This window comes from Candidatus Thiothrix sulfatifontis (genome assembly GCA_022828425.1).
GTDB lineage: Bacteria > Pseudomonadota > Gammaproteobacteria > Thiotrichales > Thiotrichaceae > Thiothrix > Thiothrix sulfatifontis.
Genome location: CP094685.1, coordinates 2645782 through 2665953 on the forward strand (window position 1 = coordinate 2645782; position 20172 = coordinate 2665953).

Genomic DNA, 20172 nt, shown 5'->3' on the forward strand with positions numbered 1-20172 from the left:
TTCTTAAATATCGGTTTGCTTTCTTAGACTATTTGCATAAACGCCATTCTGGAGTGCCGCGTGTACCGGCATTATAAATAACCGTGGCTATTCTTAATTTACTGATAAGATTGCCAATTTTATTTTCTTTTTGGTTCTCATCGAGTGCATCACTTAATTTATTGAGCAGTAAATCATCTATGTCTTTTCTTGAAGCCTGACCGTACTTTCCAAGAAAATCCGTGATTAATTTGGCGTAATAATCATCATCCTGAGCGCGTGTCTTGATGTAATCTGCCTTTTTATCCGTGGCAGCAGCAATCCCGGCGGACACATGCAAATGCGGTTTGCGACCTTCAACCAAGCCTGTTAAGCGTAAATGTTTGAGCATCGTTTCCGGGAGTGGCAGATTTTTCTGTACCCTGTCGAGTGCCAGAATATCCGTGAAAGGTAAGCCGGTTTTCTGCATTAATAAGCGACTGTAAGCAGGGTCAACCACACCACCGTATACCGTCAAACGCACCAAATTGGGTTCTTCCAAACTGTAATCTGGCATGGGCAGGTAGCGTCTGGCTTGGCTGCGGTACATTTCATGGATGCCGTAACCCATCGTGTCGATCATGTTGAGTTCGGTCATGGCTTGAGCAAGAAACGGGTTACGGTAACGGCGTGGGGTCTTTTCACCGATAATATAAGCCTCTGGCGTTCCCTCGAAAAACGTCCCTTCGTTTTCAAAAATCAGTTTGTCGGGTTGTTCAATCACCACGATGCGCCCATGACGGCTGTAATCCTGATGGACGATGCAATTATGCAAGGCTTCTAGCACCACTTTCTGGTCATATTTTGCAACTTCTACCGCCAGCAATTCGTCATTGGGCAGCAGGCGTAGCTGGATATTGCGTATTTTCTGATACAACACAGTCGTGTTGAGCAAAAACGGTAGACCGAAGTGTTCATAGGCGCGTTCTTGCCCTTCGAGCCGCCATGTCAGTTGCGCGGGGTGTGGTGATAACAGGTGGGCGGATTCCGGTTTGCCGAGCAATAACAAGGCAGTGCGGGTGATTTTGCCATCTTGGGTAACTTTGGCACGATCCAGAAAGGTCGGGACTGACCAGTTCATGACCTCATTATCAGGAAAACGGTTGGCGTATTTGCGGGCGAACGATTCGCGGGCTTTCTGCAACGCTTTTTCGTCCAGATGTTCCAGCTTGGCGTGAGGCACGACTTGCGCTGACCAGTCGGTATTGATGGTTTGCTGGCGAATCTCGTCCAATTTATCCAAACCCAAGTGGGTAAGGCTTTCCCCGGCACGGGCGTAGTAATGCCCTTTCCACGCAATAGGCAAACCCTTAGGGGCAGCGGGAACTTCAAATAGCACCACTCGACCTTGCGGATGTTGCAACTCATGGATGTGGCGAAACGTAATGCTGGGTTCGGTATTTTGCGCAATCTGCATTTTGGTGCTTTGCAGTTGCTCTGGATTAGGGCGGTAGTGAGTACCGACGACTGCGCGGCTTTTGTTGTCCACGCCGAATATCAGCCACGCGCTGCCAACATCGCGCAAGTTGGCTTCGTTCGCCAATGCTGAAAAGTATTCACCGATGCGGTCGGTCTTGTAGTCATTTTCGGCTTGTTTGAATTCGATGACTTCGTTTTCCCATGACTGGATCAATTCATCCAGTAAGGTCATCAGTGCTGATTGCTCCATCATAAGCCTACCAAGGGGTTACTCCGTTAAATTCATCCAGATACTCTTTCACGACAAGCTGATTGATATAGCGCGTGCTATCGGGGGTTAGCTTGATGTTTTGCGCCAGATGGAACTGTTCCACCACATTCCGCTGCATCATGCGCTCAAAATAGCTGTCGTTGTCGAGGATGTTCCTGTTTTGCATCACGCTGTCATCGGCTTGTTGTTTCACCAGCCGCAGCGCCTCGAAAATGCGCCGCTCATTATCAGAGATTGCGCCGTTCTCTACCAGCCGTTTGTGGACGCGCACAAATTTGATGTCACCCTCGTACTTGGTTTGCAGCAAACGGTTTTTGCGGTTGATTTTCCGCACCTTGTCCTGAATTTTGTTGAGGGTGAGCATATTGTGCTTCATCTCTTCCTGACTGACTTCCTTGAGGTTGCGGTTTTTGAACAGGCGTTCCAGTTCCTCTTTGAGTTGCACGAAGGCGGGGTCTTTGGGGTCGAAATTGCTGGTCATGGTTTCGCGGGCGCGGCGCAGCGCATCTTTCAACTCATCCGCCAGCTTGAGTTCTTCCTCACCGATTTTGACGAATTTGAACAGCACCTCTTCCAGTGCCATGTTCAGCAAGCCGCTGGTATCGGACTGGTTTTCAAGGCGGTCTTTGAGGTTGAGCATCGCCAGATGGTTATCAACTTCGTTGTACAGCGCGTTGATTTGCGCGAACGGCAGGCATTGCAACAACGCATCGAAGCCAAACAGACGGCACAAGTTGTACAGGCTGCGGGCATCCGCCAAGGCTTTTTTGAGTGCCAACACTTGTGCCCGATCTTGAATTTCGGCGATTTGACGCGAGAACAGTTCTTTGTTCAGGGTATCGTATTGAAACAACACATCCTTGACCGCTTCCAACTCTGCTGCAATTTCCTCGGCGGATTTGAACAGCTTGGAGTAGTGCTCCATTTCATCGCCCAATTCGCTTTGTAGCTCATCGAAATAGGCTTTATTGGTCTTGTCGAATTCGCTGCGAATATCCGCAAAATCCACCACATAGCCATAACGGTGCTGTTTGTAAGTGCGGTTTACGCGGGTCAAGGCTTGCAACAGGTTATGGTCGCGGATCACCCGCCCCAGATAGAGTTTTTTCAAGCGTTTGGCATCAAAGCCGGTCAGCAGCATGTTGTACACAAACAGCAGGTCGATATTGCCCGCCTTGAAATCTTCCACCCACGTATCACGCTCTTCCTTCGAGCCAATATCATGCAGAATCAGCGCGGCGGTCTTTACTTTGTTTGCCAGCAATACGCCTGCGTCATAACCACCCGGCATTTCTGCTGCCGATTTGAACGCATAATCCGCCTGAAACTGCGCAAACATTTCTTTTGCCTGTTCAGAGCTATCGCAAATCACCATGCCGCCAATGGTATTGTCATTCAGCGTGGTGCGGCTTTTTTCAAAATCACGCACGATGTAAGCGAGCATGGGTTTCACAAAGGCGTGATGCGCGTAGATTTCCTTGGTGGAAACCTTGCCCTTTTGTACCTCGATTTTTGCCAGTGCCTCCTGCAAAGCAAGCTGGTAATTGGTTTCAATCGCCTCACGGATCAGGCGCAAGGTGTAACCATCGGCAATGGACTTGTTGTAGTAATACTTGTGGATGTAATCGCCAAACAGGGCTTTGGAATTGGAATCCTTGCCCAATAACGGCGTACCCGTCAACCCAATCTTGATGGCGTTTTTGTCCGATTGCTCAAGATTGGCCAGAAAGCTACCCTCAGGATTGTAGCTGCGGTGAACCTCATCCAGAAAGTAAATGCGCTGGATACTGACCGCGTAATCTTTCACGCGCATCACTTCAGGGTCATCTTTGAATTTCTGGATATTGACCACGGTAATTTCGAGCTTGCCGGTGTCATTGTGAATCGCGGTGGTTTGCTTGATGTCCTGCGCGAAGGCTTCGCGGGAATTGATCGCATGAACCGTTAAACCCCGGCTGACAAATTCGCGGGAAGCCTGCTTGAGCAAATCCAGCCGATCCACGATGAAATAAAACTTCGGAATGACTTTTTGCTGCTGGAAATAGTCCACCAGATAGCGGGTGCTGTAATACGCCAACGCGGTTTTTCCGCTGCCTTGGGTGTGCCAGATAATGCCCTTGCGCTTGCCTGCGTTAAGCTTTTGCTCAATCGCTTTGGTGGCGAACAGTTGCGGGTAGCGCATCACCTGCTGTTCCCAGCCGTTTTTCTCTTTCACATAGGCAATGGCATAACGCAGGATGAAGCGTAGGCGTTCACGGCTCAAAAGCGACGTGCACAAACGGTTGGTTGGCGTATCCGCATCTTTATTGGTAATGAATTCCGGGCTGTTTTTGATGATCAGGCAGTTATTATCCCTGAGTACCGCTGTTTCCACATCGCCATTTTCGGGGCGTAGCAAAGCGGCAATGTTCAGCGGTTCTTCTTCACGGAAATAGTTAAACATTGCCTGCTGATAAGACGTTGAAGCGTAAAACGCACCCTCCAGCGGCTCAGGCGAATCATTGTCGTATTCCATATTATTGGAAAACAGCATCAACTGGGTGATATTGATAAAGCGTCGGAATTTCTTGTTCTGAAAACGCGCATTGATACGGCTACGTTCCGCCAGCACTCCATCGCGGTTATGCGGTTTTTTGACCTCAATGAACACCAGCGGCATCCCATTAATCAACAGGGTAATGTCGGGGCGAAATTCATCATCGCCATTTCTACAAGTCAACTCAGTGACGACGTGAAAGCTGTTATTGTTGAAATTATCGAAGTCAAGCAAGCGCGTGCCGGAACGCTGCGTTAGTTGCTCATAAAACGCTTTGCCCAAATCCTCATTGTTCAGTAGCAGGCTGGTATCTTCGCGCAGCCGCTCAACGTCCGCCGACTCCAGTTCCGGGTTAATACGGCTGATGGCTTCACGAAACAAGCGCGGGAAAATATTGGTTTCCTCATCCCATTGCGCCGTTTTCAAAGACAGATACGTGTAACCTAGCCGAGTCAAGTGCAGGAGTGTGGGGATTTTTACCCGCGTGTCTTCGTTGAATGCCATCAGCTATAAGCCCTTATCGAGTGATGAATTATTATCAATCAATAAGCAAAATGAATCTATAGAAGTGACAAGCTTTAATCCGCAGGCCGCCACACCGTAACGGTAAACAAACACCCCTCACGATCATCCTTGAAATCAATCTGCGACCACGCTTCCAACGCACGTAGAATCCCTGAACCTAAGCCACGGTAGGGCAATAGTTTCTTGGCAATGAACGAGGCCAAGATAGGATTGCGCAAATTCGAGTTACCCGCTTTCACTTTTTCAACCGTAAGATTATTTGGCAAGTGACCGGGGCTAACAATCTCAATACGGTTGGCGTAAACCAACACCCGAATCGGCGCACTGATAAAATAATCGCGATGAATCAGTGCATTAACCAGCAACTCTTCAAATACCAAACGCGGTACTTCAGGCTCACCCACCGAATTAAAACTTTGCTGACCCTGCCGCTTGTGCAAGTTACGCATAATAAAACGCAAGGTATCATCAAACACGTCGCGTAGCCTGCCGCCAATATCTTCGCTATCCACATAGCTGCTGGATTCAATCACATTGCCGGGAAATGTCACCGCTTTGACGATGAAGTCTGGGTTAATATGATGAAGTCGTTTAGCAAAAAACAAAACAGCAGCAAGGTTTATATTACCCTGCTCTGTTGCAAGGTTCAGGTCTTGTAACAAACACAGCAAATCAATGTTCTGCTCAGGAGCATCCAAAAGATCAGCTATTTGTAAAAACTCAAACAAAGTACGACGGTCGATTTCATCAATGCTTGTATCATAGCTTAGTTCTCCAGTATTGACACACCCTAGAACTTCATTGTTGAGTTCCTCAAGCGTCATACCGCATCAACCATATCGCGGTAAGCGTGCCAACTGGCATACGAAATCAGCGGCATCGCAATCACCAACCCAACATCAAACGTCACAATACCCAGCCCAATAATCACCGCAATCGTCGCTGCCCACCCGATCATCACCTGCCAATTGGCTAAAATAGCGCGAATACTGGCATTTAACGCCGTGACCAAACTCACCTTGCGCTCCAGCAACATCGGCACGGTCGCCACGCCGGTCACGAATGACACCAGCGCAAACATCAACCCCACCGACAAAAACGCCAGCGTAAATAACCAACCAATCTTGGTTGCCAATAACAAATTCACAAACCCCAGGTACGTTTGCTCCGCCGCAGGCAAATCACCAAAAAACAAGCGCATCACCACCGCCGACATTCCTAACCAGAGCAACATCAACGCTCCCAAAAACACTGCATACAAGGTCAAATTAAGCGGATTACGTTGCAACGCCACCGCCGACTGCAAAAATCGGGTCGGTTCACCTTGCGCCCGGCGATAACTCAAATCGTACAAACCCAATGCTAAAAACGGTCCCAATAGCATAAAGCCTGCCGCCTCCGCCACATAGAAACCAGGGTTGCCCACAGACAGAATGCCCATTAAAAGTCCGACCACCCCAAAAATGGCGCCATACAAAAGGCTGGACAACGGGTTCGCTTTAAAATCATCCCATCCTTGGCTTAACCACTTAGGAATATTGGAAAATTCGACCTGACGCACGGGGTATTCAGTGAACGGCTGTTCGACGCTGATTGGCTCTATCATTATCATTTCCTCCTTAATGGATTTTCATCATACGAGTCTGTCATCCCTGATTCAACTACGGTTGGCGTGTACGCTCCACCTGCTTCACCCGCAAATGCAACGCCGCTTTCGCCATCATGTGCGCACTCACCGGCGCGGTCATGAACAAAAACAGCGTCACCAGCACTTCATGCAAGCTCACCCCATCGGTATTGAACGAAAAATACAAGGCCGAAGCCAGCAACACCGCCCCCACCCCAATGGTCGTCGCCTTGGTCGGCCCGTGCAGGCGCATAAAAAAGTCCGGCATTTTCGCCAAACCCCACGACCCCACCAGCGTAAAAAACGCCCCCACCAACACCAATACTGCCAAGATTACATCCAACATCGCCCTACTCCATAATATCGCCGCGCAGCAAATACTTGCTCAACGCAATCGTGCCCACAAAACCCATCACCGCAATCAGCAACGCCGCCTCAAAATACAACGCACTGCCTTGCAACAACCCAAACAACACCAGCAAGGCAATCGTATTCAGGTACAAGGTATCCAACGCCAGAATCCGGTCAGGCACATCCGGCCCCACCAGCAAGCGGTACAGGCTCAACAACAAGGCCAACGACACCATCCCGAAAGCCCACGGTAACACCATGCTCAACATTCGCGTAACACCTCCATCAACGGTTGTTCGTAACGCTGCTTCATTTCCCGAATGCTCGCCTCCACATCCGTCACATGCAGCGCGTGAATCAGCAATTGCCGCCGGTCAGCCGACACTTCACACGAAACCGTCCCCGGTGTCAGCGAAATCGTATTCGCCAGCAAACTCACCCCCAACGGCGAACGGATGTCCAGTTCCAACAGCATAAACGCAGGCTGGAGCTTGCGCGTCGAACCCAAAATCAACGCCGCCACATGCAGATTCGCCACCACAATATCCCACAACACCACCGCCACAAACTTCAACAACACCCACGGACGCTGCACACACACCCGTTCCGGCCAAAATCCCACGGTCAAAAACGGAATCAGCAACGCCAAACCCGCCCCCAGCACCACATGCCCCATTGCCAGGGTATTGTTCAACAATAACCAGATCAGCAACAAAAACACGCTCAATAGCGGATGCGGCAACAATCGTTTCAACATGCTTATTTACCTCCCACCGCAGGGTCAAACACTGCCGCTCGATACCCCGCCGTATCCAAGGTTTGCGCCGCGATTTGCTGCATGATTTCCGCAACCGGATGCGCCAACACCACCAGCAACGGCACAGCAGCCAACAACCACAACACCGCCACCAGACTCAGCCCAAACGCCGGAATCTGCGTCGGCAATACCGGGTCAGCCGCATCAGGATGATCTTTCACCTTGTAAAACAGCACCGAACCGCTACGCGCCAAGGCAATCAACAACAAGGCACTGCTTAGCAAAACTATTGCCAACACCGCCCAACGCCACGGATGTTCCAATGCCGCCTGCAAAATCCACAGCTTGCCAAAAAACCCCGACAACGGCGGCAAACCCAAAGCCGCCACCGCCGCAAACATAAACAAACCACCCAGCAAAGCATGGTGTGGCAAGCGCAGTCCGGGGTCAAAACGATCAACATACGCCCCACGCCCGCGCACAATCACATCCGCCAGCAAAAACAAGCCACCCGCCAGCAAGGTGGAATGCACCAGATAATACAAAGCCGCCGCCAGCCCCGTTTCAGAATGCAGCCCCACCGCAATCAGCAACATCGCCACCGAAGCCAACACCAGATACGCCACCTGAAAGCGCAAGCGAAACGCTGCCAACACACCCAACGCCGCCAGCACCAAGGTAATCAGCCCCAAGCCCAGCAACCACGGCGCATAGAAATACGCCAAACTGCCCGCATCCGCGCCAAACACCGTGCCATGCACCCGAATAATTGCGTACACCCCCACCTTGGTCATAATCGCAAACAACGCCGCCACCGGCGCAGAAGTCCGCGCATACGCCGCAGGCAACCACAAATACAGCGGAAACATCGCCGCCTTCAGCCCGAACACCAGCAACAGCAACAAACCCGCCGCCATCACCAGCCCTTCACGCTCCGCCGGTAATGCCGCCACTTTCGCCGCCATATCCGCGATATTCAACGTCCCCAACGCGCCGTACAACGCCCCCAACGCAAACAGAAACACCGTCGAACCGATCAGATTCACCACCACATAATGCAGACCCGCCACGGTGCGTTCCTTGCCACCGCCATGCAGCAACAAGCTGTAAGAAGCCAGCAACAACACCTCAAAGAACACGAACAGGTTAAACGCATCCCCAGTCAGGAACGCCCCGTTCAAGCCAAACAATTGCATCTGGAACAGCACATGGAAATGGCTACCTTGTGCGTCAATCTCGGTGACAATCGCATACCACAACGCCCCAACTGCCAGTATTGCTGTCACCAACAGCATCAACGCCGCAAGCTGATCAAACACTAGGGTAATGCCAAATGGCGCAGGCCAATTACCCAGTGCATACACCTGCCGCTGCCCCGCCAGCGCGTCATCAAACAACCACACCGCCAGCATCAGCAAAGCAAACGTGGCGGCAAAACCCACCATGCGCTGCACCTGCAAACCCAGCGGACGCAGTAACAGCAAGAGGATTCCCGCCAACAAAGGCAACAGAATCGGAAGAATCGGCAAGTGCATCATGACGATTCCCCCTCTTTCCCATCCACATGATCACTGCCCGTTTCGCCCCGCGCTTTCAACGCCAGTACGATGGCAAACGCCGTCATCCCGAAAGCAATCACAATCGCCGTCAACACCAGTGCTTGCGGCAACGGGTCGGCATATCCCGCTGCATCCGGGCGCACAATCGCAGGCACACCAATTGCCAGCCGCCCCATCGCAAACAAGAACAAATTGGTGGCATACGACAACAAGGTCAGCCCCATCACCACCGGAAAGGTACTGGCACGCAACACCAGATACACCCCGCAAGCCACCAGCACCCCAATACTCAAGGCAATCAGCAATTCCATTACACGTCTCCTTGCAGCACAGGTGCGGGCGCATCCGCCCGGTTCAGCTTGCCCAGCTCCACCAATATCATCACCGTTGCGCCAACCACCACCAGAAACACCCCGGTATCAAAGAACATCGCACTCGCCAGCTCAAAATCACCCACGATAGGCCAATGCACATGGGTATAAGCCGACGTGAGGAACGGATACCCTAATGCCATCGCCACCATCCCCGTACCCGCCGCCACCAGCAAACCCGCCGCCAGCCACGAATGCATGTCAGTACGAATCCGTTGCGCCGTCCAGCCAATCCCATTCGCCAAGTTCTGCAACACAATCGCCAACGCCGCAATCAACCCCGCAATAAAACCGCCACCCGGCAAGTTATGCCCGCGCAGGAACACAAACACCGCCACCATCAACATCAGCGGGAACAACACCCGGCTAAAGGTTTGCAAAATAAGCGGATGCGCTTCCAACGCCCAAGCCCGCCCGCTGCTATCTTCCGCAGGCGCATACAACTTAATCTGTTGCAACAAGGAAAAAATCCCCAAGCCTGCCAACGCCAGCACCGCAATTTCCCCCAAGGTATCAAAACCCCTGAAGTCCACCAGAATCACATTCACCACATTCGTGCCACCACCGCCCGGCACACTTTGCGTCACGAAATAATCCGCCAGTGTCGCTGTCTCACGGGTCATCACCGCCAACGCCAATACCGCCGCCCCCAAACCCAACAAGCCTGCCAAAATACCGTCACGCCATTTGCGCCACATCGCACTGGTGCGCGGGGTGTATTGCGGCAGGAAATACAAGGCCAGCATCAGCAATACAATCGTGACGATTTCCACCGACAATTGCGTCAACGCCAAATCCGGTGCGGAAAATTTCACAAATGCCAGTGACACCACCAGCCCTACTGCACCCAATACCACCAGCGCAATCAAACGTTCCCGATGCAATACCACGCTCAACAAACTGGCAAGAATCAAGGTTGCCCCCACAGCCAAACTCACCGCATCCAGCGGCAACAATGCCCGTTCGCCTAACAAGGGCGCAGCACTCGACAAGAAACCCGCAGTTCCCATCAGCAAGGTAAAACCCAGCACCCAGAACAACATATCCTGCAACGAACCCCGGTCAAACCCACGGGTCACAGTACGCGCCACCTGCAACAGTTTGTCGATTTTCCAGTCATACAAATGCCGCAATTGCTGACCACGCACCCGCGATTCATACCACGCAAACAAAGGCTTACGCACCGCATACACCGCAATCCCGCCCACCAGCGCGATAAAACTCATCAGCAACGGCTCATTCAGCCCGTGCCAAATCGCCAGACTGTATTCGGGCGGAACGCCCTGCAATGTCCCCTGCACCGCCACTGCCAGCAACGGCGCGACCGTAAACATCGGCAACATCCCCACCGCAATGCACAACACCACCAGCACATCCACCGGAATCCGCATAAACGGCGGCGGCTCATGCAGCGTTTTCGGCAAATTCACCGGCTCACCGTTGAAAAACACGTCATGGATAAAGCGCAGCGAATACGCCACCGAAAACACCCCAGCCAACGTTGCCAACACCGGAATAGTCAATGCCCAAACCGACGTACTGGAAGCCACCACCGCCTGATCAAAGAACATTTCCTTGCTCAAAAAACCGTTCAGCAACGGCACACCCGCCATCGCCGCCGCCGCAATCATCGCCAACACCGCCGTATGCGGCATGTATTTCAGCAAACCATTAATGCGACGCATATCCCGCGTGCCGGTTTCATGGTCAATAATCCCCGCCACCATAAACAGCGACGCCTTAAACGTAGCGTGATTGATAATGTGGAACAGTGCCGCCACCGCTGCCAGTTCCGTTCCCAGCCCAAACAACAGCGTGATCAGCCCCAAATGGCTAATGGTCGAATACGCCAGCAAGCCTTTCAGATCGTGCTGAAACAATGCCACAAACGCACCCAGCAGTAAGGTAATCATCCCCACCGTGCCGATCAGCCACGACCATTCCGGCGTACCCGACAACACCGGAAAAAACCGCGCCAATAGGAAAATCCCCGCTTTCACCATCGTAGCGGAGTGCAAATACGCGGAAACGGGAGTCGGTGCTGCCATTGCATTCGGCAACCAGAAATGAAACGGAAATTGCGCCGATTTGGTAAATACACCAATCGCAATCAACACCAAGGTCGGCAAATACAAGGCATGAGCACGAATTTGTTCGCCCGCCAGCAACACATCCGACAAGTTATAACTGCCTGCCATCTGCCCCAACAGCAAAATCCCCGCCAGCAAAGCCAATCCGCCGCCGCCGGTGATGGCCAACGCCATTCGCGCTCCTTGCGGAGCCTCTTTGCGATGTTGCCAATAACTGATCAGCAGGAACGAACTCAGCGAAGTCATTTCCCAGAACACCATCAATTGCAACAGGTTTTCCGACAGCACCACGCCCAGCATCGATCCCATAAAGATCAACATGTAGGCGAAAAACCGCCCCATTGAATCTTTAGCAGACAAATAATAACGTGCATAGAGAATGACCAACAGGCCAATGACAAGGATCATCAGGGCAAACAACGCCCCCAGACCATCCAAACGGAAGGCGAAATCCAGCCCGATAGCGGGCATCCACGCCCAAGATTGAATCACCGTCTCGCCCGCAAACACTTCGCTCAATGCAGGGTACAGCAACCCCAACGCCAACAAGGTCGTGACTCCCGCCAGCCATGCCGCTGCCACCCGATGAAAATGCGCAGCCCACGCCACCGCTGCCGCCCCCACAAAGGGCAACAACACCGCTAATGGCAGATTAATCGTTGAAACATCCATTCAGCACCATTGCAACAAAGCCGGGTCGCTTCCGACGGTGTTCCGATTCTACCCGAACAAAACCATGAAGTGCTGATTCCGTCACGCTGGCGGGGTTAATGCAATACTGATCCCGCCCACCCAACGCGCTTAAAAACGGTATTGCCATTCCACCCGATCGCGCTTCAGCCGCCAGCGTGCTTTACCGTTGGAACGACCATTCGCAAACAAGCGATCAGACAAGTTATCGAACACATTCTCGCGCACGTTATCCCTGAGACGGAAATCACGCCGCACCACCGCATCACAATCCTGCATCAACAAATAGCTATTCGTGCACTGGCGTTGCTGCAACTGCATATCGTTGGTGCGCAACGCAAACGGTTTGGTAATCGAATGGATAGAATGATAAGACAGCGGCGTAGATACCGTGCCACAAGCTGTTACGTTCAACAGCATCCCCAACATCAGCAAGCCCTTTACTGATGCCGTTTTCGTCGTAGTCTTCATTAATAAACACCTCGCGTTTTGAGGTATTTTACCCGTGACCAACCAAAATGGCTATTTTTTATTCAGCAAAACGCACCGACTGATAATCGTCACCTTGCATCTCATTCAAGCGACTCAACGCCCGCTGAAATTCAAAGCGCAATTTCTCACCCTGATACAAATTATCCAGCGCAATCGTCGTGGAAAAAATAAACTGCACCTGCCGGTCATACAATTCATCAATCAGATTCAGGAAACGCCGTGCTGCCGACTCGTGTTCCTCGGTCAACACATGCAGACCCGATAACACAATGTAATCAAAACGTTCTGCCAACTCGATGTAATCGCGGGTAGAACGCGCCGTTTCACACAAAGTCTTGAAATCAAACCACACAATGTTTTCAGACAAACGATGCGTCGGCAAGCAACGCCCTTGCACGTCAATGTCCTGCCCCACTTCAATCGCACCGCTGGCGAGTTCCGCGAAACATTTTTCCAGCTCGTGTTCCACCAACACCGCATCGTCGTCTTCCAAAAAGCTGTCTTGGCTGACACGCTTCAACATGCGGTAGTCAATCTGGTTATCCAACTCGACCACATGCGTATGCTTTTTCAGTAACGCAATCGCAGGTAAAAAACGTTCGCGCTGCAAACCGTTCAAATACAAATCATCCGGCGGACGGTTAGACGTCGTTACCAAAGTAATGCCGTGTTTGCACATCGCATCCAGCAAACCGTGCAACAACATCGCGTCCACAATGTCCATGACGTGGAATTCGTCGATGCACAACAGGCGCACTTCTTGTGCCAATTGCGCCGCCAATGCCTCCAATGGGCTACGATGGTGCGCCAGCCGTTTCAGTTCCTCATGAATGAAGAACATGAAATGGTGGTAATGCATCCGCCGCTTTTCGGTCAGCGGCAGACGCGAATAGAACATATCCATCAACCAAGTTTTGCCGCGCCCGACGCCCCCCCACAGGTAAGCGCCGCGCACTGGCTCAATCACTACGTCATGCCGCTTGGAAAACACCGCCAACAAACCCCGCGAACGTGCCACACGCGCCGTTTCACGCGGTTTGAGCAAGCCATTCCAAACCTCTTGCAAGACCTTGATACCTTCGAGTTGGGCGGGATCGTGTTGGATCGCGCCCTCCTTGATGGCGTCGTGGTAATGCTTCAATAGCGGCATAACGTTTCCTTCTTTCATGACTCAACCCTGATTCCTAAGGCATTATTCACCAATTCTTGCTGCTGTGCAGCATGAACTTTGGCACTACCCACCGCCGGCGACGCTGAAGCGGGGCGGCTTACCACATCCAAACGCGCCATGCCACCCAATACGAGACGCAACGCGGGCTGAATGCTTAACCATGCGCCCTGATTCAACGGCTCTTCCTGACACCACACATTCACGGCGATATTCGGGTAACGATCCAATATCACATTCATATCCGCTTCCGGGAACGGGTAGATCTGTTCAATACGCACCAAGGCCACGTCATCCAGCCCGACTTTACGGCGCTGTTCCAGCAGGTCGTAATACACCTTGCCGCTGCACATGACCAAGCGCGTTACCTTCAGCGGGTCCAGCGCGTCGATTTCGTCGATGACATTCTGGAAGCCACGCTCGGTAAGGTCTTCCATGCTGTTCACCGCCAAGGGGTGGCGCAACAAGCTTTTCGGGGTCATCACAATCAGCGGGGCGCGGTAATCACGCACCATCTGGCGGCGCAACATGTGGAACGCTTGCGCAGGCGTACTCGGTACGCACACCTGCATATTGTTTTGGGCGCACAACTGCAAGTATCGTTCCAACCGCGCTGACGAGTGTTCCGGCCCCTGCCCTTCAAAGCCGTGTGGCAATAACATCACCAGCCCGCATAAACGCCCCCATTTCTGTTCACCGGAGCTGATAAACTGGTCAATGACCACTTGCGCACAGTTAGCGAAGTCGCCGAATTGCGCCTCCCAGATGACGAGCGTATTGGCTTCGGTAGTGGCATAACCGTATTCAAATGCCAGCACTGCTTCTTCCGAGAGCAAGGAGTCGATGACCACAAACGGCATTTGCGCTTCGGAAAGGTGTTGCAAGGGCACGAAGGTTGCGCCGCTTTCCTGTTCGTGGAATACCGCATGGCGATGGAAAAACGTACCACGCCCGCAGTCTTCACCCGACAAACGAATCGGATAGCCTTCGTCAATCAGCGAGGCGTAAGCCAAGTTTTCACAGAAACCCCAGTCCATCAGCTGTTCGCCCGCCGCCATCTTCTTGCGGTCAGCCACGATGCGGGCAACGCGGGAATTGAGCTTGAAATCTTCCGGGTACACGGTGAGCTTGGCACCGAGGTTTTTGACGGCATCCGCACTGATGGTGGTATCCACCGGCATATCCCATGCACCAGCGGCAAAACGTCCCCATTTAACCGGGTGTGGATTCTGCACTTCACCCTTTTCCAGCAAATGCGGCACGGTCGGCGCACCGTTGGTCAATTGCTGGCGGCAACGTTGCACCCGTTCCTGCGCGTCTTCTGCCGTAATCACACCCTCACCTGTCAAACGCCGTGCATACAGTTCGCGAGTAGTCGGCAATGCGCGGATTTTGCGGTACATCACGGGTTGGGTGGCGGATGGCTCGTCGGCTTCGTTGTGACCGTGGCGGCGGTAGCACACCAAGTCAATCACCACATCTTTGTCGAATTTCGCGCGGAAATCGAAGGCGATTTGTGTTATCAGCACCACCGCTTCCGGGTCATCGCCGTTGACGTGGAATACCGGCGAATCAACCATCTTGGCAACGTCGGTGCAGTAATAGGTAGAACGCGCATCAGCGGCAGTACTGGTGGTAAAGCCTACCTGATTGTTAATCACAATATGAATCGTGCCGTAAGTGCGGTAGCCACGGGTATCCGCCATTTGCAGCATTTCCATGTTCACGCCCTGCCCCGCGAATGCCGCATCCCCGTGCAATACCACCGGAATAATCTTGTCGCCACCGGCATCATCCCAACGGTCTTGACGAGCGCGTACCGCCCCTTGCACCACCGGGCCAACGATTTCCAAATGCGAAGGGTTGAACGCCATCGCGACGTGCAACGGCCCGCCGGGGGTCATCATGTCGGAAGCAAAACCCATGTGGTATTTCACATCGCCGGTACGGTCGCCGTTATTCGCGTATTTGCCTTCAAATTCACCGAACAACAATGCGGGCGCTTTACCCAATACATTGACCAGCACATTGAGACGCCCCCGGTGCGCCATGCCGATGACCATTTCCTGCGCACCCAAGCTGCCGCCGTGCTGGATCAGGGTATTGAGCATCGGAATCAAGCTTTCGCCGCCTTCCAATGAGAAGCGCTTTTGCCCGACGTAGTTGGTGTGCAGGTAACGCTCCAAACCTTCTGCGGCGGTAAGACGGTCGAGGATCTCCAGCTTCTCAGCCGGGCTAAACGTGGGGGTAGAACGCACACTTTCTAAACGTTGTTGCACCCAGCGCTTTTGCTCGGTGCTAGTGGTGTGCATGTATTGCACCCCAATTGAGCCGCAATACGTGGCTTCTAATTGCGCAATGATTTCACGCAAAGTCAGTTGATCGGCGGCAACCAAGGAGCCGGTATTAAAGGTGGTATTCAGATCCGCCTCACTCAACGAGTGATAGGCCAGCGTTAATTCCTTCACAAACGCCGGGGTATTTTCATCCAGCGGATTGGTTTTGGCGTGGAAATGACCAAGGAAGCGGTAAGCATTGATAAGCTGCAAGACTTTAACCTGCTTGCGCTCATGCTCCATATCGGTGCTTTGTGCCAAGGGAATACCTGCTGGAGGCAGGGAAGCAAAGTAGGTTTGTAAGCTTGTCGGCACAAGCGCAGGCTCACGCAAGTATTGCCCGTACATTTCCTCTAGGTATAGCGTATCGCTTTTCATATCTCCAACCTGCATTGATGGTAAATAGCAAACATTTCTGACTTGACGCAGTGCAACAAAGTAGTGCATTGTCGACATCTTGGTGTCTTAAGGTGCGTTGCTACCCACGTATTCGGGGTAAACACTGTCATTTCTTGGTTATAGTGTCGACATTATAGCTTCAAAGTGTCAACAATGTCAGGATGTTTTTCTTGAAAAAACGCTGTTTCGCGGTATTATTGTCAACACAACAGACAAGATGTCGACAAAACGAGGTAGCACCATGGCCTTTCTGACTGCCTGCAAATTGCAGGATCCGGTAACGATTGCAGACAAGTTATTTCTTGATTTGCGCCGTGCCATTTTGGTGGGTGAAATCCCCGCTGGGAAAAAAATTAGTGAGCCAGAGCTGGCAGCAGCTTATGGCGTGAGCAGAGGTTCGTTGCGTGAAGCGATCGGCAAACTGGAAAACTGCAATTTGGTGACGCGCAAGCCCAATATTGGTGCACGCATCATCGGATTTTCCACAGAGCAACTGTTGGAAATTTACCAAATACGCGAAGCCACCGAAGGTATGGCGGCACGACTCGCCGCCGAACACATGACAGCAGAGGAATTGGTACATTTGCGCAAGATTCTGGAACGCCACCAAGCCGAAATTGCGCAGCACCAAAGCTATTCACAACACGACGTTGACTTGGATTTTCACTTTTCGATTATTCAAGGCAGCAAGAATAAACGCCTGATTCGCATGTTATGTCAGGACTTGTATGACTTGGTACGGTTCTACCGTTTCCGCCTCAAGTCCGGGTTTAGTCGCAGCGAACAAGCTTTTCAGGAACACAACCTGATCGTGTCAGCGATTGAGCGGCGCGATGGGGAAATGGCGGAAACGCTGATGCGCCATCATATCCGGGCTTCGCGGGATTATGCTTGCAAGTTATTGGAACAGATGCCGATCTCAGACACCTAACCGCGTACACGCTTTCTAGCTTTTTATTAACGGGGATACTCTATGAAGACCGCGAACAAACGACCGCTTTCACCCCACTTGCAGGTGTACAAGCCGCAACTCACGTCGGTGCTGTCGATCCTGCACCGAGGCACGGGGGTGGTGTTGGCTATCGGTACACTGCTGGTGACGTATTGGCTGGCTGCCATTGCCGGGGGTGCGGAATCTTTTGCGAATGCGAATGCAATTCTTGGCTCATGGTTCGGCAAACTGGTGTTGTTTGGTTGGTCTTGGGCATTATTTTATCACCTGTCTAACGGTATCCGCCATTTGGTGTGGGACAGCGGGCATGGTTTGGATCTGCCTAGCGTTTACTTGGGCGGTAAAATTGTGGTGGGCGCGTCGTTCGCGCTGACTGTCCTGCTTTGGCTTGTTGCTTGAACCCTGTTGAGGAATTGCTACACATGAGTTTATTGACACCTTTCAAACGTGCCAGCGGTCTGGGAACCACCAGCGGGGTTAGCCATTGGTGGACACAGCGCGTCACTGCTATTGCCTTGATTCCATTGGTTTTATGGATGGTATTTTCGGTGGCTGCCCACACGGGTAATGATTATGCCAGCGTTGCCGCGTGGTTTGCAGAACCGTTCACCACTACCATGCTGACCTTGTTTGTGTTCACGGCGTTCTTCCATGCCAGTCTGGGCTTGACCGTGGTGATTGAAGATTATGTGCATCACGAAGGCATCAAGCTTGCCGCATTAATTGGCATGAAACTGGTGCTGGTGTTGCTGGGAACCAGCAGCATTTTGAGTATTTTACGGGTCGCATTCGCGGGCTAATGACACAGAGGTTGATTACACAATGACTGAATACAAAATTGAACATCATACCTACGATGTCGTGGTCGTGGGCGCGGGTGGTGCGGGTTTGCGTGCTACTTTCGGGATGGCGGTAAAAGGCTTGTCCACGGCATGTATTACCAAAGTATTCCCGACCCGTAGCCATACGGTGGCAGCGCAAGGTGGGATGTCCGCCGCGCTCGGCAATATGGGGCCGGATAAATGGCAATGGCATATGTACGACACCGTAAAAGGCTCGGACTGGCTGGGCGACCAAGACGCGATTGAATACATGTGCCGCGAAGCGATTCCGGCAGTGATCGAGCTGGAACACCAAGGTGTGCCGTTTTCGCGCACGGAAGAAGGCCGCATTTATCAGCGTCCGTTCGGCGGGATGACCACCGAATTCGGTAAAGGCATTGCGCATCGCACTTGTGCGGCGGCTGACCGCACGGGTCATGCGATTCTGCACACGCTGTATCAGCAATCCTTGCGTCACGACGCGGTATTTTTCGTTGAGCATTTCGCGACCGACCTGATTATGGACGAGGAGGGCGTGTGCCGTGGGGTGCTGGCGTGGGATTTAGCCAGCGGCATTCTGCGTATTTTCCGGGCGCAGAAAGTCGTGTTGGCAACCGGCGGTTACGGGCGGGCGTATTTCTCGGCAACCTCGGCGCACACCTGTACCGGCGACGGTAACGGCATGGTGACGCGAGCAGGTTTGCCATTGCAAGACATGGAATTTACCCAGTTCCACCCGACCGGCATTTACGGCGCAGGCTGTTTAATTACCGAAGGGGTGCGCGGCGAAGGTGGCTACCTGACCAATGCCAACGGTGAACGTTTCATGGAACGTTACGCGCCAAATGCCAAAGACTTGGCCTCGCGTGACGTGGTGAGCCGCTCCATGACCATTGAAATCAATGAAGGTCGCGGCGTTGGGGCGAAACAAGACCATATTTATTTGCATCTGGAACACTTAGGCCCTGAAGTTATCAATGAGCGTCTACCGGGTATCGCCGAGAGTGCGCGTATTTTTGCGGGTGTGGATGTGACCAAACAGCCGATTCCAGTACTGCCCACTGTGCATTACAACATGGGCGGCATTCCCACCAATTACCACGGCGAAGTGGTCACATTGAAAGATGGCGAAACCGACAGCGTGGTTCCAGGCTTGATGGCGATTGGCGAATGTGCGTGCGTTTCGGTGCATGGCGCGAACCGCCTCGGCTCGAATTCCTTGCTCGACATCGTGGTATTTGGGCGTGCTGCTGCCAACCGTTGTGGCGAAACCGTTACCCCCGGCGCGACTCAACCTGAGCTACCAGCAGCAGGCGTGGAAAAAGCACTGGCACGTTTCAAACGCATTCATCAGGGCGATGGCACCGCTAACACCGCACAAATCCGGGAAGCGATGCAGCATACCATGCAAAAGCACGCAGCCGTTTTCCGCAGCGCTGAAACCTTGCAGGAAGGCATGGATAAAATGAACGCCATTTATGCCAGCTTCAGTGACATTGGGTTAAAAGACCGCAGTTTGATTTGGAACTCGGATCTAATGGAAACGTTTGAATTGGCCAATATGCTGGATTGCGCTCAAACCTCGATTCAATGCGCGATGAACCGTGAAGAAAGCCGGGGCGCTCATGCCCGTGAAGACTTCCCGGAGCGTAACGATGATGAGTGGATGAAGCACTCGATCGCATGGGTCGATGAGACCGGCAAAGTATCCATCGACTACCGCCCCGTCCACACCTACACGTTGACGGATGACATTGAATACATAGCGCCGAAGAAACGGGTTTACTAAC

17 protein-coding genes are annotated in these 20172 nt (G+C 52.5%); 4 read left to right on the forward strand and 13 right to left on the reverse strand.

Going from position 1 to position 20172, the window contains the following annotated elements; genetic code table 11:
* Positions 1-28: 28 nt before the first annotated feature.
* From L3K52_13130 to L3K52_13190, 13 genes are all read right to left on the reverse strand, one after another.
* Positions 29-1690 carry a putative DNA binding domain-containing protein gene (locus L3K52_13130; GenBank protein ID UOG91140.1) on the reverse strand — a complete coding sequence of 554 codons (1662 nt, stop codon included), beginning with the start codon at positions 1688-1690 and terminating at the stop codon, positions 29-31.
* A gap of 4 nt (positions 1691-1694) precedes the next feature.
* A complete protein-coding gene (locus tag L3K52_13135) occupies positions 1695-4748 on the reverse strand; it encodes a DEAD/DEAH box helicase family protein (protein UOG91141.1) in 3054 nt (1017 codons plus the stop codon).
* A gap of 74 nt (positions 4749-4822) precedes the next feature.
* Positions 4823-5593, reverse strand: coding sequence for a hypothetical protein (locus tag L3K52_13140; GenBank protein UOG91142.1), 771 nt, complete (start codon positions 5591-5593; stop codon positions 4823-4825).
* A complete protein-coding gene (locus L3K52_13145; GenBank protein UOG91143.1) occupies positions 5590-6375 on the reverse strand; it encodes a DUF2189 domain-containing protein in 786 nt (261 codons plus the stop codon). The genes L3K52_13140 and L3K52_13145 overlap by 4 nt, the downstream gene beginning before the upstream one ends.
* A 55-nt stretch (positions 6376-6430) precedes the next feature.
* The gene (locus L3K52_13150; GenBank protein UOG91144.1) at positions 6431-6742 is read right to left on the reverse strand and encodes a Na+/H+ antiporter subunit G; all 312 of its coding nucleotides are present in this window, start codon (positions 6740-6742) and stop codon (positions 6431-6433) included.
* Positions 6743-6746: 4 nt separating this feature from the next.
* Complete coding sequence (locus tag L3K52_13155) at positions 6747-7016, reverse strand: K+/H+ antiporter subunit F (protein UOG91145.1); 270 nt, start codon at positions 7014-7016, stop codon at positions 6747-6749.
* Positions 7010-7504: a Na+/H+ antiporter subunit E gene (locus tag L3K52_13160; GenBank protein UOG91146.1), complete on the reverse strand. Its 495-nt coding sequence runs from the start codon at positions 7502-7504 to the stop codon at positions 7010-7012. The genes L3K52_13155 and L3K52_13160 overlap by 7 nt, the downstream gene beginning before the upstream one ends.
* A gap of 2 nt (positions 7505-7506) precedes the next feature.
* The gene (locus L3K52_13165) at positions 7507-9042 is read right to left on the reverse strand and encodes a monovalent cation/H+ antiporter subunit D (GenBank protein ID UOG91147.1); all 1536 of its coding nucleotides are present in this window, start codon (positions 9040-9042) and stop codon (positions 7507-7509) included.
* Complete coding sequence (locus L3K52_13170; GenBank protein ID UOG91148.1) at positions 9039-9374, reverse strand: Na+/H+ antiporter subunit C; 336 nt, start codon at positions 9372-9374, stop codon at positions 9039-9041. Before L3K52_13170 ends, L3K52_13165 begins: the two co-directional genes overlap by 4 nt.
* Positions 9374-12196 carry a monovalent cation/H+ antiporter subunit A gene (locus L3K52_13175; GenBank protein ID UOG91149.1) on the reverse strand — a complete coding sequence of 941 codons (2823 nt, stop codon included), beginning with the start codon at positions 12194-12196 and terminating at the stop codon, positions 9374-9376. Before L3K52_13175 ends, L3K52_13170 begins: the two co-directional genes overlap by 1 nt.
* A gap of 129 nt (positions 12197-12325) precedes the next feature.
* Positions 12326-12685, reverse strand: coding sequence for a hypothetical protein (locus L3K52_13180; GenBank protein ID UOG91150.1), 360 nt, complete (start codon positions 12683-12685; stop codon positions 12326-12328).
* 58 nt (positions 12686-12743) lie between these two features.
* Positions 12744-13874, reverse strand: coding sequence for an AFG1 family ATPase (locus L3K52_13185; GenBank protein ID UOG91151.1), 1131 nt, complete (start codon positions 13872-13874; stop codon positions 12744-12746).
* Entirely contained in the window at positions 13871-16588 is a 2718-nt protein-coding gene (locus L3K52_13190; GenBank protein ID UOG91152.1) for a 2-oxoglutarate dehydrogenase E1 component, read from the reverse strand. The genes L3K52_13185 and L3K52_13190 overlap by 4 nt, the downstream gene beginning before the upstream one ends.
* A gap of 262 nt (positions 16589-16850) precedes the next feature.
* Between L3K52_13190 and L3K52_13195 the strand changes: the two genes are divergently transcribed.
* The 4 genes from L3K52_13195 to sdhA are packed head-to-tail and all read left to right on the forward strand — an operon-like array spanning position 16851 to position 20171.
* Positions 16851-17540, forward strand: coding sequence for a GntR family transcriptional regulator (locus L3K52_13195; GenBank protein UOG91153.1), 690 nt, complete (start codon positions 16851-16853; stop codon positions 17538-17540).
* Between the two features lie 42 nt (positions 17541-17582).
* Positions 17583-17960: a succinate dehydrogenase, cytochrome b556 subunit gene (sdhC, locus tag L3K52_13200; protein UOG91154.1), complete on the forward strand. Its 378-nt coding sequence runs from the start codon at positions 17583-17585 to the stop codon at positions 17958-17960.
* A 23-nt stretch (positions 17961-17983) separates the two neighbouring features.
* On the forward strand, positions 17984-18361 hold the full coding sequence (gene sdhD, locus L3K52_13205; protein UOG91155.1) for a succinate dehydrogenase, hydrophobic membrane anchor protein: 378 nt from the start codon (positions 17984-17986) through the stop codon (positions 18359-18361).
* Between the two features lie 22 nt (positions 18362-18383).
* Positions 18384-20171, forward strand: coding sequence for a succinate dehydrogenase flavoprotein subunit (gene sdhA / locus L3K52_13210; protein ID UOG91156.1), 1788 nt, complete (start codon positions 18384-18386; stop codon positions 20169-20171).
* Position 20172: the final 1 nt, after the last annotated feature.